The organism is Psychromonas hadalis ATCC BAA-638, assembly GCF_000420245.1.
Taxonomy (GTDB): domain Bacteria; phylum Pseudomonadota; class Gammaproteobacteria; order Enterobacterales; family Psychromonadaceae; genus Psychromonas; species Psychromonas hadalis.
Window position 1 is genome coordinate 1 of the sequence record NZ_ATUO01000090.1, and the last position, 15,426, is coordinate 15,426.

15 protein-coding genes are annotated in these 15,426 nt (G+C 38.8%); 5 read left to right on the forward strand and 10 right to left on the reverse strand.

Going from position 1 to position 15,426, the window contains the following annotated elements; all coding sequences use genetic code 11:
* The 7 genes from G322_RS0111815 to G322_RS23385 all read right to left on the reverse strand — a co-directional run.
* A partial coding sequence (locus G322_RS0111815) for a helix-turn-helix domain-containing protein (protein ID WP_022941980.1) occupies positions 1 to 240 on the reverse strand: 240 nt, incomplete at its 3' end.
* Between the two features lie 651 nt (positions 241 to 891).
* Positions 892 to 1,779 (reverse strand): cytidine deaminase, encoded by an 888-nt coding sequence (gene cdd / locus G322_RS0111820; protein ID WP_022941981.1) that lies wholly within the window; start codon positions 1,777 to 1,779, stop codon positions 892 to 894.
* Between the two features lie 364 nt (positions 1,780 to 2,143).
* A complete protein-coding gene (locus G322_RS20630) occupies positions 2,144 to 2,683 on the reverse strand; it encodes a DUF1097 domain-containing protein (protein ID WP_022941982.1) in 540 nt (179 codons plus the stop codon).
* A 119-nt stretch (positions 2,684 to 2,802) separates the two neighbouring features.
* On the reverse strand, positions 2,803 to 4,134 hold the full coding sequence (deoA, locus tag G322_RS0111830; protein WP_022941983.1) for a thymidine phosphorylase: 1,332 nt from the start codon (positions 4,132 to 4,134) through the stop codon (positions 2,803 to 2,805).
* A gap of 104 nt (positions 4,135 to 4,238) precedes the next feature.
* Complete coding sequence (gene deoC, locus G322_RS0111835) at positions 4,239 to 5,015, reverse strand: deoxyribose-phosphate aldolase (RefSeq protein ID WP_022941984.1); 777 nt, start codon at positions 5,013 to 5,015, stop codon at positions 4,239 to 4,241.
* Positions 5,016 to 5,232: 217 nt separating this feature from the next.
* Entirely contained in the window at positions 5,233 to 6,150 is a 918-nt protein-coding gene (locus G322_RS0111840) for a LysR family transcriptional regulator (protein WP_033422138.1), read from the reverse strand.
* Between the two features lie 614 nt (positions 6,151 to 6,764).
* Complete coding sequence (locus G322_RS23385; RefSeq protein ID WP_022941986.1) at positions 6,765 to 6,908, reverse strand: hypothetical protein; 144 nt, start codon at positions 6,906 to 6,908, stop codon at positions 6,765 to 6,767.
* 252 nt (positions 6,909 to 7,160) lie between these two features.
* Between G322_RS23385 and yqfB the strand changes: the two genes are divergently transcribed.
* Positions 7,161 to 7,514: a N(4)-acetylcytidine aminohydrolase gene (gene yqfB / locus G322_RS20640; RefSeq protein WP_022941987.1), complete on the forward strand. Its 354-nt coding sequence runs from the start codon at positions 7,161 to 7,163 to the stop codon at positions 7,512 to 7,514.
* Positions 7,515 to 7,978: 464 nt separating this feature from the next.
* Here the strand turns inward: yqfB and G322_RS0111865 are convergent, their stop codons facing one another.
* Positions 7,979 to 8,959, reverse strand: coding sequence for a LacI family DNA-binding transcriptional regulator (locus tag G322_RS0111865; protein ID WP_084683734.1), 981 nt, complete (start codon positions 8,957 to 8,959; stop codon positions 7,979 to 7,981).
* Between the two features lie 232 nt (positions 8,960 to 9,191).
* Between G322_RS0111865 and treB the strand changes: the two genes are divergently transcribed.
* The 4 genes from treB (at position 9,192) to G322_RS0111890 (ending at position 14,660) form a co-directional block, all read left to right on the forward strand.
* Positions 9,192 to 10,637: a PTS trehalose transporter subunit IIBC gene (treB, locus tag G322_RS0111875; RefSeq protein WP_022941991.1), complete on the forward strand. Its 1,446-nt coding sequence runs from the start codon at positions 9,192 to 9,194 to the stop codon at positions 10,635 to 10,637.
* Positions 10,638 to 10,714: 77 nt separating this feature from the next.
* Entirely contained in the window at positions 10,715 to 12,394 is a 1,680-nt protein-coding gene (treC, locus tag G322_RS0111880; protein WP_022941992.1) for an alpha,alpha-phosphotrehalase, read from the forward strand.
* Between the two features lie 419 nt (positions 12,395 to 12,813).
* The gene (locus G322_RS0111885; RefSeq protein ID WP_022941993.1) at positions 12,814 to 13,341 is read left to right on the forward strand and encodes a cytochrome b; all 528 of its coding nucleotides are present in this window, start codon (positions 12,814 to 12,816) and stop codon (positions 13,339 to 13,341) included.
* Positions 13,338 to 14,660: an ethylbenzene dehydrogenase-related protein gene (locus tag G322_RS0111890; protein WP_022941994.1), complete on the forward strand. Its 1,323-nt coding sequence runs from the start codon at positions 13,338 to 13,340 to the stop codon at positions 14,658 to 14,660. Before G322_RS0111885 ends, G322_RS0111890 begins: the two co-directional genes overlap by 4 nt.
* Positions 14,661 to 14,948: 288 nt before the next feature.
* On the opposite strand, the gene G322_RS0111895 is transcribed toward G322_RS0111890, so the two are convergent.
* Complete coding sequence (locus tag G322_RS0111895; RefSeq protein ID WP_022941995.1) at positions 14,949 to 15,200, reverse strand: hypothetical protein; 252 nt, start codon at positions 15,198 to 15,200, stop codon at positions 14,949 to 14,951.
* Positions 15,201 to 15,215: 15 nt separating this feature from the next.
* Positions 15,216 to 15,426, reverse strand: a 211-nt coding sequence (locus G322_RS20645) for a transposase (RefSeq protein ID WP_022941996.1), incomplete at its 5' end; no start/stop codon positions are given.

A 15,426-nucleotide genomic window follows, 5' to 3' on the forward strand; every position in this document is an offset into this window, starting at 1 on the left:
ACTAAGGTAGCCCTCAGAACCACCATTATCCGATGTTATTTTTTGACTGGTGACATAATCATTTAAATGTCGAGTAATACTTGTTTTGTGTTTTCGTAGCGCCTGAGATATTAACTCCTCAGACCAACCTTCAGCAGATAATAAAATCGCTTTTATTCTATCGCACTCGCGCTTATCCCTGCTCATTTTATGGCGAGATTCTAAAATCTTTTTTTGCTGATAGGATAATGATATTTGCATATAGACAGTTTGATCTTTTAAATTTAAATTTCAACTTAATTTTCCTAAATGAGAAGTCTTTTCAAAGATCATGGGTATATATTGGCTCATTTGAAGCCGTAAGTGGAGTGGAGAGGGTCCATACCATTAATCCGCCTAAGTAACTGATCGTTTTACGGGTTTAAATTACTAATACCCGCGTTGCATTCAATCGCAGTAGCTAGCTATTACTCAATCATGCGCCTTGGCCTTAGCAATTTACCCTGCGCAAAACCTGATCATTATATTAAGCGGAATGGTATTACTCTCCATTTGCGAAGTAAACAATGCTCGGTACGTTACTTGAATATCTGATGATTTTTTTAAAAACGACACTGTTTTCTCTTCAGAGCGACTCGCAGTTTACGTAATACTCCTGAAGGTGGGCTGTTTATCCACTGTGATTCATTACTATTAATTACCACTCGTTTGCTAAAACATAGGTTGAGCATCATTTGTTTTCTTCACGCTATAACAGCATCATAAATATTCTCTACCGCCCCATTGTAGCTTATCGGTAAGCTATAATGGGGCTAGCAGTTTCATTAAAGATAGCTGATATTGCTCAGAAGAATAAAGGCATTAGCTATACGAAGTAAGATTAATCAGTATTAGCAAAATGCGCTTAAATATTTAAATTTCTAAATAATCAAGCGTAATAGCGACCCCTAACGTATCTAAAACTGATTGTGTGCTGCTTTGGTGTGATATTTTACCACTTTTAAGTTCGACCAATGCAACGCTTGAAATCGTTGAAAAGTCTTTACCTGCCATCTGCATCTGGATCAATGCAACTTGTAATGCCGGCAAACTCGGATTAAACGCCGCATTCTCCGCATAAGCACCACAATACACCGACTTATCATTAAGCATGATAGCAATGCCACAATAATTCCCTGAGTATGGCGCATGGCTAATATTCAATGCGGCGATGGCTTTGTTAAGCAATTCATCACCATTGCTAATAGTATGTGTTAGTGGGTTGTTATCCATCAAACGACTGTTGATATTAAGGTCTTTTGGCCCAAAAGATTCAGGTAGATACTGTTGTAATGATTTTTCATCTTGCTCTGGCAGTTGCACCATCAGTGACTGCGCAGTACTCAGCTCGTTCATAAACTGACGACAATGCCCGCATGGGCTGTAGTTAATGGTGATATCTTGAATACCTTGTTCGCCTTTCATCCATGCATGGCTAATAGCAGATTGTTCTGCATGTACAGACTGCCCTAACGGCGCATCAGGAAATTCAATATTAGCCCCAAAATACAAGTGCCCAGAAAGTCCACGTGCAATCGCGCCAACACAAAAATTTGAAATCGGAGAGATAGAATAACTGGCCGCTAAAGGAAGCAGTGCTAAGCGTAAATTTTTATCACTAAGCCCTGTTTGTTTGATCAGTTTTTCAAACTGTGGTGCTGAAATAGTTGCGTAAAAGTCTTGATTCTCAACGATAGGTTTAAGATATATCGCGATATTCTCAGGTAATTCATTTAATACTTTTTGTAATTGTTTGTTCATCGTAAGATCCCTTTCTTCAGTTTATAAAATGCTTTAACGTACTTATTTCGTAACTACTCAGCACCCCTTCAAATTTGAGGTGTTTTTATAAAAACAGACTGTAAATGCTCAGGGCTAAGCCATTTATGCTTAGTTCAATGCGAAAAAGCGCAGTTTAGTGGTTTAAATACTGCGTACATCCTGTACTCCGACCTGCGGGCCATCCTACGGATGTTCAAATTCATTCAAGATGAATTTGTAAGCATTTTTCAACACGGTTATCGATAGATAACTGAAGCTTTAACTTGAACAAATCTTAAATGACAACGGCCAGAGTAGTTGCCTTATTTCTAGTGTTACAAATTCCACTAAAGGCGCTAATTTATTAGTCTTTTATCGTCTTATTAGCGGAACGATTAACCACGTTGTTGTTTGAATTATTGTCTGATTTATTGTCTGATTTATTGTTGACAATCATTGCGCTGTATTTGTGCAGAAGCTCGCCACTGTAGTTCATTAAAAAACCAAAGATAGCCCCTATAAACAAACCAAGAAAGGCTGAAACCCATTGACCATTGGCAGAAAAAATAGCGGCTGCCCCCATAAAGGTACCTGGAATAAATTTGAGTAGATTGAATTTAGCCTGAATACACATACAGAAAGCGAAAACGCCAGTAGCAACATAACTGCCAATATCACCCTGCAGATAAGAGGAAGCAATAATAATCAATATTGCCCAACCCGCGCCACTAAAGGTAGTCAAAAAAACTTGAGTCAGACCTTTAAAACCTTTATCGGTGCAAGCAAAATAACCGGTTGCCCCCAAAAAAGCCAACCAACTCGCGATATCAAAGAGGCCTGTAAACCAAACTAATAATGCAGATAGAATACCCGTACTAACTGATAATGAAAAAAGTAAGCTCATTGATAAATCCTAATAGATAAACCCTAATATTAACGCGCTAAAAGATTTTCGAAATCGTAAATAAAAAATGCTTAACGCGCTGTGAAAAGGACAACGTGTTAAGCATTAAATTTTTACAGTTAAATATCTTCAGCACGAATCTGACGGTAAACATCAGGTGTCGCCACGTAAGGTTCACTACCGACTTTAATTGCTTCTAGAAGGGCATTTGCCGCTTCTTGCCACTGTGCTTCACTACGTGCATGAATAACCGCTAATGGTTTTTGGCTGTCTGCTGTTTCACCCAAACGAATAAATTGATCAAAACCAACCGCATAATCGATCTTATCGGTCGCAACGCGACGTCCACCCCCCATGCTTACCACTGCCATACCAATCGCTCTGGTATCCATTGCAGAAACGATGCCGCTGTTATTTGCATAAACAGGTTTAGCGATAGGTGCTTTTTCTAAATAATTTTCATAGTTTTCAATAAAATCTTTTGGTCCACCAAGACCTGCAACCATTTTACCAAAACATAAAGCAGCGCTGTTATCATCGAGAACAACCTGCAGTTTTTCACGCGCTTCAGTCGTATCTTTTGCTAAGTGACCCAACACCAGCATTTCAGCACAAAGTGTCATGGTAATTTCATACAAGCGAGGGTTTCTATATTCACCCGTTAAAAATCGCACCGCTTCACGCACTTCTAGCGCATTACCCGCAGAAGAGGCTAACACTTGGTTCATATCGGTCAGAATGGCAGTGGTTTTTGTACCCGCTCCATTCGCTACGCCAACAATTGATTTAGCGAGCTCTTCAGATGCTTCATAGGTAGGCATAAAGGCACCCGATCCCACTTTTACATCCATCACTAATGAGTCAAGCCCTGCAGCTAGTTTCTTAGAAAGAATAGAAGAGGTGATCAGTGAAATACTGTCAACCGTAGCGGTGATATCACGGATCGCGTAAAGACGCTTATCAGCAGGTGCAAGGTCACCCGTTTGACCAATAATTGCAACACCTGCCTCTTTAGTCACTTCGCCAAAAACGTCATTATTTGGTGTAATGTTATAACCAGGAATAGACTCTAGTTTATCTAATGTACCACCCGTATGACCCAAGCCACGACCGGAAATCATAGGCACAAAGCCACCACAAGCAGCCACCATTGGACCTAACATTAAAGAGGTTACATCACCAACACCACCCGTTGAATGCTTATCTACAATCGGACCACCAAAATTCATATGATCCCAATCAATCACCATACCAGAATCACGCATCGCACAAGTAAGGGCAATACGTTCAGGCATGGTCATTTCATTGAAGAAAATGGTCATCGCAAAAGCACCAGTCTGACTTTCTGAAATGGTGTCGTTTGCTATTCCCTGAATAAAGAAGTTAATTTCATCGGCGGTCAGTACTTGGCCGTCACGTTTTTTACGAATAATTTCTTGAGGTAAAAACATACGTATCTCCAAACTCATCATTGAGTTTTAAATTGTAGAATAATTGCAGTTGTTCTCCCTCTTCGTCTAAAAAGAGGGGAAATAGGTAGTATTGGAATTTTTATCTAGTAAGCCGCGGAATCAACTTTTTCAGAGGTTACTTCCAGTGTATTAAGCAGATTGGTGAGAAGACTTGATGCACCAAAACGGTAGTGCATTTTGTCAGCCCATTCACTGCCTAAAATATTGTCTGCCATGGCTAAGTATTGCGCTGCATCTTCAGTTGTTTTCACGCCACCTGCTGGTTTAAAACCAACCGTTTTTGCAACGCCCATCTCACGGATAACGTTAAGCATAATTTCCGCAGCTTCTGGTGTTGCATTTACTGCGACTTTACCCGTAGACGTTTTAATGAAATCTGCGCCTGCTTTAATACAAAGTTCTGATGCACGTTTAATTAATGCTGGCTCTTTCAGTTCACCCGTTTCAATAATCACTTTAAGCAGTGTCTCGCCACAAGCCGCTTTGCATTGTTTGACTAGCTCATAACCCACCTCTTCATTGCCGGCGATCAATGCTCGATATGGAAAAACCACATCTACTTCATCGGTACCGTAAGCAATCGCCGCTTTCGTTTCTGCAACAGCAATATCGATATCATCGTTACCGTGAGGAAAGTTAGTCACGGTTGCAATACGTACTTCTGTCGCCCCAATCTCAGCCAATGTTTTTTTAGCGATGGGGATAAAACGCGGGTAAATACAGATGGCAGCGGTAGTGCCTAGCGCTGTTTTTGCCTTATAACAAAGTTCAATCACTTTTTGATCCGTGTCATCGTCATTTAGCGTGGTTAAATCCATTAGCTTAAGTGCGCGTAAAGCCACTGTTTTTAAATCAGACATTAATTTGCTCCAGTATCTACGTGGGTAGAAGAAAAGGTGTATAGAAGAGATGATTCATAGTACGCCCGAGCAAAGACTCGATATATAGGCTTTTGTAAAAGCATTGTTGCTGTACGGAAAAGATGCGCGGCTAGAAAGAAAAGATTAAAGATAAAGAATAAACATAAAGAAAAGTGGCTTAAAAAAAAGGCAAAATTATTATTGAGCCTTTTACTGATTAATCGTGATTAAGCCAAGGGCTCAAAGCAACATCCCAGTACGGGGGGCATTCAATATTTTCTTTTAGAAAAGAGATAACGGCATTAAGTCTTTCCGGAAGGTGCTTTTTACGAGGATAAACAGCATAAACAGGCATCACTAAATTTGCTTTCCAGTCAGGAAGCAGCTCAGCCAGTTTCCCGTTTTCAAATTCATCTGATAACAAGTAAGTGGCAATATAACCGATACCGTGATCGGCAATAACGGCATCCCTTACTGCTTCAGAAAGATCAACGCGGTAGTTACCCGATACATGAATATTCAATTGTTCACTGTTTTTTATAAATGGCCAATGGCTATAGTCACGTGTATTGCTGTGATAAATAACACAATTATGATTTAACAAATCTTGTGGATGTGTTGGTGCTGCATGGCTTTTAAGGTACTTAGGAGAGGCCGCTAGCACAAAGTTACCATCAGCAACCCTTTGCGCTATATAACCTTCATTAATATTCTCATGGGTTGTTATCCATAAATGAATATCTTCATTTAACATATCTATTTTTCGATCCGTCAGCGTGATTTCGAAATTAATTTCTGGATGTTTTTCCTGCAGTTTATCTAAGACCGGAATAACATGTAGTATGCCAAAAGAACGGGGTAGGGCAAGACGTATGGTGCCGGACATCTGTGCGGTGGCATCCATCATTGCCGCTTCAGCATTTTGAACAATTGAATGTAACTGGGCGCAATACTCAGCATACTCAATACCCGCATCCGTTAATGCCAAGTTTCGAGTGGTTCTTTGTACAAGCTGAACCTTGAGTTCAGATTCTAACTGCATCAGTTGTTTACTGACATAAGAGGTAGAAACCCCTAACCTTTCAGCCGCCTTGGTGAAATTGCCACTTATTTTTAAGATGTGTAAGATAAACATCTGGTTAGCTCGACTGTTAATATTAGATTCCTCCAAAGAATATATGACAAAATTACCTAAGCGCATTTCTGTTAAAAGATAGTTTGCGCATAGTAAAAATCATGGTCCTAAGCTTAATATTGATAGCAATCCCACTCACTAACTGATCAACCTTAGTTGTTAGTTAAAAGAAGCTATTTCAGCGTTGAACGCTTTGCAAAGGGAATAACCATTAAAGCGTTAACATCTTTAATTTAATTTTTTCGATAGAGGATTAGCGTAGCTAATCGCTCGAAAGGTGGCAACTTTATCCTTAAACTAGATCTTTTTTCTGCGTAAACTTAGACCCTTAAATTAATGGAAATTGTATTATCTTTTCCAAACGTAAACAGAATTTTTTAAAATTGGTATATATCATTGTCTATTTTTTATTGAGAATGACTATTCGAAAGAGAGTGTTGCTTATTATATTGGCAACATTGACTAACCTGAGTAGTTTTGTTCAGGGTACTATTCCATGATGAGAAAGGGAACAAACATGATCACAGTTGGTGAATTCATCATTGAAAAGCAGCACGACTTTCCAGAAGAAACAGAGGAGTAAAGTGGTCAATAGAGAAATCAATAAAGCCGGCTTAGTTGATGTTATCGGGGCGACCGAGAGCTTGAACACTGACTTTTAAATTTCCAGCTGTTTCTGATATACCGTAGTTGCGCTCTCTAACGAGTGCCATTGCATCTAGTTTGAATTCCTTTGAATAGGTTTTATGTTTTATCATTTCAATCTCCAGTTAAGTTAATTATGTCTTAACTGGAGTAGTCGATCACGTCATGTGCATGAAACACTCGCTACAGAGGTTTTATTAGCGTTTAGGTGTTTATACCTTGGTTGATTTTAGTTGTTTCTAAATTCAAGCTTCGCGCAATCTATTGAAAAATTGTCTTATTTTGCGCATAGTAAAAATGAATTTTATTAAATATAATAATATTCAGAAAATTTGTAATATTGATAATTACTGTAGGAGAGAGAGATGGCTTTAACTGAAATGACATTTTTTGAATGTTTTGAAGCGGATATTTTATCGGGTAAAAAAACAATTACTATTCGAGATGAATCAGAAAAAAACTTTATAAAAAATAGCGTTGTTCAAGTTTCTACTTATGAAACAGGGCGATGGTTTTGTGAATTAGTGATCAAAGGTGTTGAGCCGATCACTCGTGGGCAATTATCTGAGTTTCACGCAAAACAAGAGAACATGAGTCTCGACAAATTAAAGTCGGTGATTGATGACATTTACCCGAATGTAAAAAGCTTGTATGTGATCAGCTATCAACGGGTGGTTAATACCAAAGGAATTAAAAAGGTGATCAGTCTTGCTTGTTAAAATCACCCCTAACTGCGTTGTGAATTTTGAAGTGAGAACAACTATCTCCTGCAATTCACGCCTTGTTAGTGCTCATTTTTCCTGCGCAATACTTGATCACTTCATTAATTCCATTGGTATAAGTAATAATGCGCTGTGAGTTTAGGCGTCGCAGTGTGTTTAAATCGACTGCTTTTGATGTTTGGCCTATGGCTAATAAATTATCAGTTAACATCTGATGCTGGAAAAAATGTGGCTCGCGCTTTATGTGTTGTCTGAATGAATTCTGCCGGTAAAGCGTGGTTAACTTGCATAGCTTATGTCGATTTGAATTCTATTCACGAAAAATGCTATAAACAGTTGAATGTATTCACAATAAAATGGTACTACGCTGAAACTAAAGAGAAAAATCATAACAGGCTTTTGGTTAAATTTATTGGTGCGAGCAGCCGTTACAAAGACTCTCTTTTATTTTTATTGAAGTATTATACTATTAAATTTGTCATCAATGGTTGAACTACCGTATCACTGTTTTGATTATTGCCTTTCATTTTATGAAAAAGGAGAATAGCTGCTTCTTTGCCCACTTTGGCATATTGTAGATCGGCGGCAAAAATTTTGGGGTTTAATATGCGAATGTAATCGTTAATGCCAATAGCTGCGACAGGTAAATCAGATTTACCTTCTCTCAAAAGATGTACTAAAGCACCTGCTGTTAAACGTTCTGTGCCACAAATGATTGCATCAGCCCCTGCTTCAAGTAGCGCTTTACAACCTTTAATACCATCTATATATTGCATATCCGTCAAGTGGATAATCGGCTCTATTTTGTTGATTATACAGGATTTTTTGTAAGCGTCTAAACGTAATTTCCCTGTCTGTATATCATTTACATGCACACCTAAAAAAGCAATTCGTTTGGCATTGTTCTCTTTTAAATGATCAAAGCAGTGTTGGATAGCTAATGGGCTGTTAGTGGTCACTGATGAAATACCACTCTGCTCTACTGCAATCATAACAATGTTGCCGTTAAAAAGATCTTTGTTGATTTCCCCCTGATCAGTGAAGCCAAAAAAGATAATGCCTTCAACCTGTTTCTGTACCATTAGTTCAATATGTGTATTTAGCAGTTCACCGTCATAACGGCTTTCTAATACCAATACTTCATATTCATGCTGGTGGAAAAAATCGATAATTTCGCTGAGTGCCTGATTTTCTGCTGAAGAACTCAAACGGGTGACGATGATACCGATACTTTGAATCGGCTGGTTATTCATGGCGCGTGCTACTGCGGAAGGTTTATAACCCACCTCTTTAATGATTTTACGAATTTTTGCCTGTGTTTCTATTTTAACGTTAGGATCATTATTGAGTACGCGGGAAACCGTGGATTTTCCTACACCTGCTAATGCTGCAATATCACGAATAGTGAGTTTCTTCATGGCCTTCCGAGTAATTAGTGTCATTAATGAAGCCCTAATTTAGCATAACTTGGCAATGAATAATTATTCTTCTAAAAATTTAAAGCGTTAACTCAGTCACAATATTATCTCCTTTGCCTTTTATTTCAGTCATTATTTCGCCATCATATATGGACCGGTCCCAATTGGTGGTTTTATAACGATTGAAAAGAGCGAGAAGGACCTTAATAGAGATATAAAATTTTTTAACTGGAGGTGGGACTGGTCCCATGAATGTATGAATACTAAAAAACAGATTGAACTCCTTATAAAACTAATCGGTGGTAAAGACAATATTGCGTCCGTCAGCCATTGTATTACCCGTTTACGTTTTGTACTAAAAGAAACAGAAAAAGCAGATGCGGATCGCATTGAAGCGGAAGTGCCAGCTGTCAAAGGTTGCTTTACTAACGGTGGCCAGTTTCAGGTGATTATTGGTACTGATGTGGGCCAATATTATAAAGAACTGTTAGATCAGGCTGATATTGATTCATCTTCAAAAAATGCAACAAAACAAGCTGCTAAAGCAAATATGAATATATTCGAGCGTGCTTTAACTAATTTAGCTGAGCTGTTTGTGCCGGTATTACCAGCGATTATTACAGGCGGTTTAATTCTCGGCTTCCGTAATATTATGGAGGTTGATTTTACTGGCAATGGCGCGCTGATTCATCAGGCACAGTTCTGGATGGCATTACACCAATTCTTGTGGTTAATCGGTGAAGCTGTTTTCCACTTTTTACCGGTTGCAATTTGTTGGTCAACGGTTAAAAAATTGGGTGGATCGCCTGTTCTGGGTATTATTCTAGGCATCACACTGGTCTCTCCACAACTGATGAACGCTTATGGTATTGGTACACAAATTCCAGAAGTATGGGATTTTGGCTTCTTTACCATGGAAAAAGTGGGTTACCAGGCACAGGTTATTCCTGCCATTATGGCCGGTGTTTTTCTCGCGATGTTAGAGGTACGCCTATCTCGTATTATTCCATCGTATCTGCATCAGGTATTAGTACCGCTGATCAGTGTTACCACCGCTGTATTTGTTGCTCATGCCTTAATAGGACCGGTAGGGCGTGCAATTGGTGATGCATTTGGGCAGGTGGTATTAACTGCAATGACGGGTGATTACGGGGTTATTTTCTCTTCTGTATTTGGTTTCTTATATGCCCCGCTGGTTATTACAGGCATACATCACACGACCAATGCAGTGGATATGCAGTTATTCCAAACAATAGGTGGTACACCTGTATTCCCTATGATTGCGTTATCAAATATTGCCCAAGGCTCTGCGGTTATTGGCGTCTTGATTGCCAGTCGTAAAAAATCAGAAAGAGATATCTCAATTCCAGCAGCTATCTCTGCTTACTTAGGTGTTACTGAGCCTGCTATGTACGGCATTAACCTTAAATATAAATTCCCAATGCTTTGTGCAATGGTTGGCTCTGCAATAGCTGCTGGTATTTGTGGTCTGAGTGGGGTGTTATCAAACGGCATTGGTAATGGTGGTATTTTAGGTATTCTGTCAATTCAGCCACAATTCTGGATGGTATTTTTGGTGGCAATGGCATTCGCCATTATTGTACCAATTCTGTTAACGGTACTGGTCTTTAAGTATCAACAAAAAGGGGCTAAAAAAACAGCGAGCAAAGAGATCTCTAATCCAACTCCTACCACTGTTTAATGTTTAACAAGTACCTCGTTATTCGTCTGAAGAATGAGGTACTTTAATTTTAATGTGCAATCGAAACAAAGGTTACTATGAAAAAAAGATCCATTGATTGGTGGCGTAGTGCAACCATATATCAAATTTACCCGAAGAGTTTTTGTGACAGTGGAAGTCGTGGAACCGGAGATATCCAAGGCATTATATCGCAGTTAGATTACCTGGAATTATTAGGTGTTGAAGCACTCTGGTTAACACCCGTGTACAGCTCGCCGATGATTGATAACGGTTATGACATTTCCGATTATTATAATATTAACCCTGATTTTGGTAGCATGGCTGATTTTGATCTGCTACTGGCGGAGATGAAAAAACGTGATATTCGTTTAATCATGGATATTGTGGTTAACCATACTTCAACAGAGCATGCTTGGTTTCAATCGGCTCTGGGGGATAAAAAAAGTCCGTATCGTGATTATTACATCTGGAAAGACCCGATTAACGGACAAGCACCCACTAATTGGGCGTCTAAATTTGGGGGAAGTGCTTGGCAGTTAGACGAAGCAACCGATCAGTATTATCTACACCTGTTTGCTAAAGAGCAGGCGGATCTTAATTGGGAAAACCCGCAAGTTCGTGAAGAAGTTAAGAAGATCATTAGTTTTTGGGCTGAAAAAGGGGTTGATGGCTTTCGGTTAGATGTGATTAACCTGATCTCTAAACCGGCTGAATATGAGCATGATGACATTGGTGATGGCAGGCGATTTTATACCGATGGTCCTAATGTTCACCGATATTTACAAGAGATCAGTAAGTCCGTTTTTCAGAAGTATGGCTGTGTCACGGTAGGTGAAATGTCATCTACTACGTTGGAGCATTGTCAGCAATACTCCGCAAAGGATGGCAAAGAGTTATCGATGGTGTTTAATTTCCATCATTTAAAAATTGATTATGAAAATGGTGAAAAGTGGAGTAAAACTGCGTTCAATTTTATTGAATTAAAATCCATTTTTAATTACTGGCAACAAGGTTTGCATAATGATGGCTGGGCCGCCCTGTTTTGGTGTAATCATGATCAACCCAGAATTGTAAGTCGTTTAGGTTGTGATCAACATTATCGTGTTGAATCGGCGAAAATGTTAGCGTCGGCGTTGCATATGATGCAAGGCACGCCGTATATCTATCAAGGTGAAGAGATTGGCATGACCAACCCTGGTTATACATCTATTGAGCAATACCGAGATGTTGAAAGTATTAATAATTATTCGATTTTAGTGAATGAAAAAGGCATTGAACCAGCATTAGCTTTAGATATTCTCGCACAGAAGTCACGTGATAATTCACGTACACCAATGCAGTGGAATAGCAGTAAAAATGCGGGGTTCAGTAAAGTGACGCCGTGGATTAGTGTTGCTGATAATTACCTTGAAATCAATGCTAAACAAGCGGTGAGCAATCCCAATTCTGTATTTCATCATTACCGTAAATTGATCTCGTTACGTAAAGAGATAGCGGTCATTAGTAGTGGTGACTTTACCGATTTACAACCTAAGCATGCACAGCTATTTTGTTATCAACGAAAGTCTGCAACACAGACTTTGATAGCGATTAACAATTTCTATAGTCAAGTTGTGCATTATACATTACCTGAATCAGTGGATGTTGCGCGTGGGGCTTATTTATTATCAAACTATGAAGACTGTATGCAACAACTACCGACTCAACATATGGTGCTCAAGGCCTATGAAAGTCGTATTTTATTGATTGAACATTAGTAAAGTAGGCTAATTCCTAAGGCCTGTTATTTGATCACTGCTTGAGTATAAAAAAAGGGCTAACGACATTTGGCTTGAAAATGAAACTTTATATCAAAGCACAAAAAGCAACAATTGAGGCTTTGCACCTAGAGCAAGCCTCAACTGCGTAACATCATATACTACGTTAATCAGCGAACAGTCACAGGAACTGATCTAAAAGTTCACCGAACTTCCCCCTTCGATGGCCGATCCTCCGAAAAACAACAATGAATGTACAATAACAAACCAAATAAACAGCTAGCCGTTATTTATAAAGGGTCATTCCGGAAACATAGTTGATCTGTCACAAGCTTTGCATGACCGTTTTTTTTAGTAATACCCACATAACTGGTATGCTAATTGTGGTTGTTAAGTTAATTCATTTTTGGAGGAATACAATGAAAATTTTTGTACCAACTGAACATTTTAGTTTGCTGAGCAAGTTGATACATATCGTATCGGCGGTCGCATTTATTGCAGTGTTAATTTTAATGTTCAATAACCCTAACGCAGATTCTCTGTTTTTTTCATTACATCAATCATTGGGATTATTGGTGTTGGTTTTATATTTTACACGCATAGTTTGGATGAACTGGGCTGGAAAACCAAAGGCATTAGGTAACAAAGTTGAAAAGTTTGCTGCCCATATGGCACACATGGCGCTGTATGGTATCTTAATATTGATGCCATTAAGTGGATTACTCATCGCCCTTGCAAAAGCAAAAGAAACCGTGGTATTTGGTTTGTTTAGTATCCCTGGTTTTTCCGATCGTAACTCTGGATTAATCGATGTAGCTTATAGTCTGCATTCGTTTCTTGAGATCGTTTGTTACTTATTAATAGCAGCTCATATTGGTGCTTCGTTATATCATCACCTTATATTAAAAGATGGCACTTTAGATCGTATGATGGGGAAAAACAAATGATTAAGTTACTTAATATTAAAACCGGTCTTTTATTATTAGCTTCTATGACGATTTCAGTCGCTACTTCTGCTTACCAGATGAACGAGCAGGAGATAAAGTCTGATATCGATTGGCAAGCTGTACCTGTGATAGAAAAAACGCTATTTTTCCCCGGTATGATAACCTTCGACTGGATTAACTCGCCAGCGCATAAAGGCTTTACAAAACCAGACTTTGCAAAGAAAACCTGTAGTAACTGCCACCAAGGCGAAGAGCAAGGTTTGGGTGATTTACTCATAAAAAACGATCACTTAGATAAAATGGCAGGCAAAGCAGGCTCATTAAAAACACAGTTCCAATTTGCAAATGATGATCAGTTTTTATACGTAAAAGCGACATGGAAAACAGCATCGCCATTCCCTGCACGTTTACACGATACCTTGTTATATAAAAAGGGTAAATGGACAATCATCGGTGGTGATCGAGGTAAAAACCCCTACACACCAATCTATGAAGATCGCTTTTCTATCATGATTGATGATGGCAGTGTTGAGCAGTTCTCACAACAAGGTTGTTGGATGTCATGTCATCGTGGTGCTCGCGATATTGGCCAAGCGACAAAATCTGACGTATTAGATTTAGATGTAATCGGTCGTAATGGTTTAGGAAAAACAGATATTCGCAAATACCTGCCTGATACCCGCACCGAGCGTTATGGTTTGAACTGGGATAAAGTAAAAACCCAAGAAGAGATTGATCAGCTTAAAGCCGATGGTAAGTTTGTTGATTTAATGCAATGGCGTTCAGCACGTAGTGCACCAACGGGGGCCGCTGATGATGGTTATGTTTTAGAATATCGTCATAACGATGCAGGTAGAACCGTATTTACTTGGAACTTTGATAAAAAGACAAGCTTACCTAAATACATGTTTGATAAATCAGTAACCGGCTTCTATGCGTTAAATAAAGAAGACTTCAATGACTTAAACAAACGTATCGCATTAATTGAAGGAGTTAATACCATGCCTTACGATGCGAGTAAAATAGAAGAAGGTCAATACCTTCAAGGTCGTTTGAACCGCAAAGGCGAAGGGTCTGCTGGTGATAACCAACAAGTTGCCTCTTCATGGACTAATGGTAAATATACGGTTATTTTCAAACGTAAATTAGATACAGGTCATCCAGAAGAGGATAAAATCATGAAGATTGGTGGCACTTATGATTTTAATATCGCCATTCATGATGGGCAAACAACCACGCGTTATCACTATGTGACCTTACCTTTTACATTAGGTATTGGCCAAGATGCGCAAGGTAGTGTGAATAGTACTGAGCAATAATAATTATTATTGCTCAATGCAGGATACAACCCGGCAGATACAACTTTTAATCTGCCTTATTGAATAACACGCTACTCCTTATGTAAGCGCTGGAACGTTCTATTCACCCTGTACGGCAACCCAGTTGTTGTACAGGGTTCATTTGTTTGACAAGTTGTTTGGATTTTTTAATAACGCTTCAATGTTGCTTAAAATGACGCGCTATCCAACATTTCCATATAATATTTGTCGGCCTGCATCAATGACATAAGAGGGGCTACCTTTGATGTTTTGTTGTTTAGCTTGTTGCTAGTCAACCATTAATGCAACCATTGCACTGCCATCATTGATGAATTTATTGACTAACAAAGCATCTAAATCATAACTTGTTATCCGCTCATTTAATGTTGTTAACTGGCCAATATTCTCAGCATCACTAAAAAAACAGTTACGCAGTTTTAATGCACAATCAATACTGGTTGGTTGATCGTAAGTGAGCCCAACTGCTTTTAGTATCAAGTGAGCATTGCTATACCCAAACGACTTGATAATATTTCGCATCTAGCTCATCGCACTTCAAACTGCAAAATTGAAGGTTTGAAAGTTGTCATTAATTCTACTCGTTAAAGTACTACCAATTTCGGGAAGGGTAAGGCTAAAAAACTCATTAATACTCTGTCGAAATTCTTTTGCTGTTGCAAAGTATTTATTGTTTCTTGCATATTCACTCATCACCTTCCACAGTCGCTCTATAGGATTTAAATTAGGGCTATAAGGAGGTAAATAG

Excerpts from the sequence above, each read along its gene's own strand:
- cdd (WP_022941981.1), bottom strand. The coding sequence starts at position 1,779 with ATGAACAAACAATTACAAAAAGTATTAAATGAATTACCTGAGAATATC.
- G322_RS20630 (WP_022941982.1), bottom strand. The coding sequence starts at position 2,683 with ATGAGCTTACTTTTTTCATTATCAGTTAGTACGGGTATTCTATCTGCA.
- deoA (WP_022941983.1), bottom strand. The coding sequence starts at position 4,134 with ATGTTTTTACCTCAAGAAATTATTCGTAAAAAACGTGACGGCCAAGTA.
- deoC (WP_022941984.1), bottom strand. The coding sequence starts at position 5,015 with ATGTCTGATTTAAAAACAGTGGCTTTACGCGCACTTAAGCTAATGGAT.
- G322_RS0111840 (WP_033422138.1), bottom strand. The coding sequence starts at position 6,150 with ATGTTTATCTTACACATCTTAAAAATAAGTGGCAATTTCACCAAGGCG.
- G322_RS23385 (WP_022941986.1), bottom strand. The coding sequence starts at position 6,908 with ATGATAAAACATAAAACCTATTCAAAGGAATTCAAACTAGATGCAATG.
- yqfB (WP_022941987.1), top strand. The coding sequence starts at position 7,161 with ATGGCTTTAACTGAAATGACATTTTTTGAATGTTTTGAAGCGGATATT.
- G322_RS0111865 (WP_084683734.1), bottom strand. The coding sequence starts at position 8,959 with ATGACACTAATTACTCGGAAGGCCATGAAGAAACTCACTATTCGTGAT.
- treB (WP_022941991.1), top strand. The coding sequence starts at position 9,192 with ATGAATACTAAAAAACAGATTGAACTCCTTATAAAACTAATCGGTGGT.
- treC (WP_022941992.1), top strand. The coding sequence starts at position 10,715 with ATGAAAAAAAGATCCATTGATTGGTGGCGTAGTGCAACCATATATCAA.
- G322_RS0111885 (WP_022941993.1), top strand. The coding sequence starts at position 12,814 with ATGAAAATTTTTGTACCAACTGAACATTTTAGTTTGCTGAGCAAGTTG.
- G322_RS0111890 (WP_022941994.1), top strand. The coding sequence starts at position 13,338 with ATGATTAAGTTACTTAATATTAAAACCGGTCTTTTATTATTAGCTTCT.
- G322_RS0111895 (WP_022941995.1), bottom strand. The coding sequence starts at position 15,200 with ATGCGAAATATTATCAAGTCGTTTGGGTATAGCAATGCTCACTTGATA.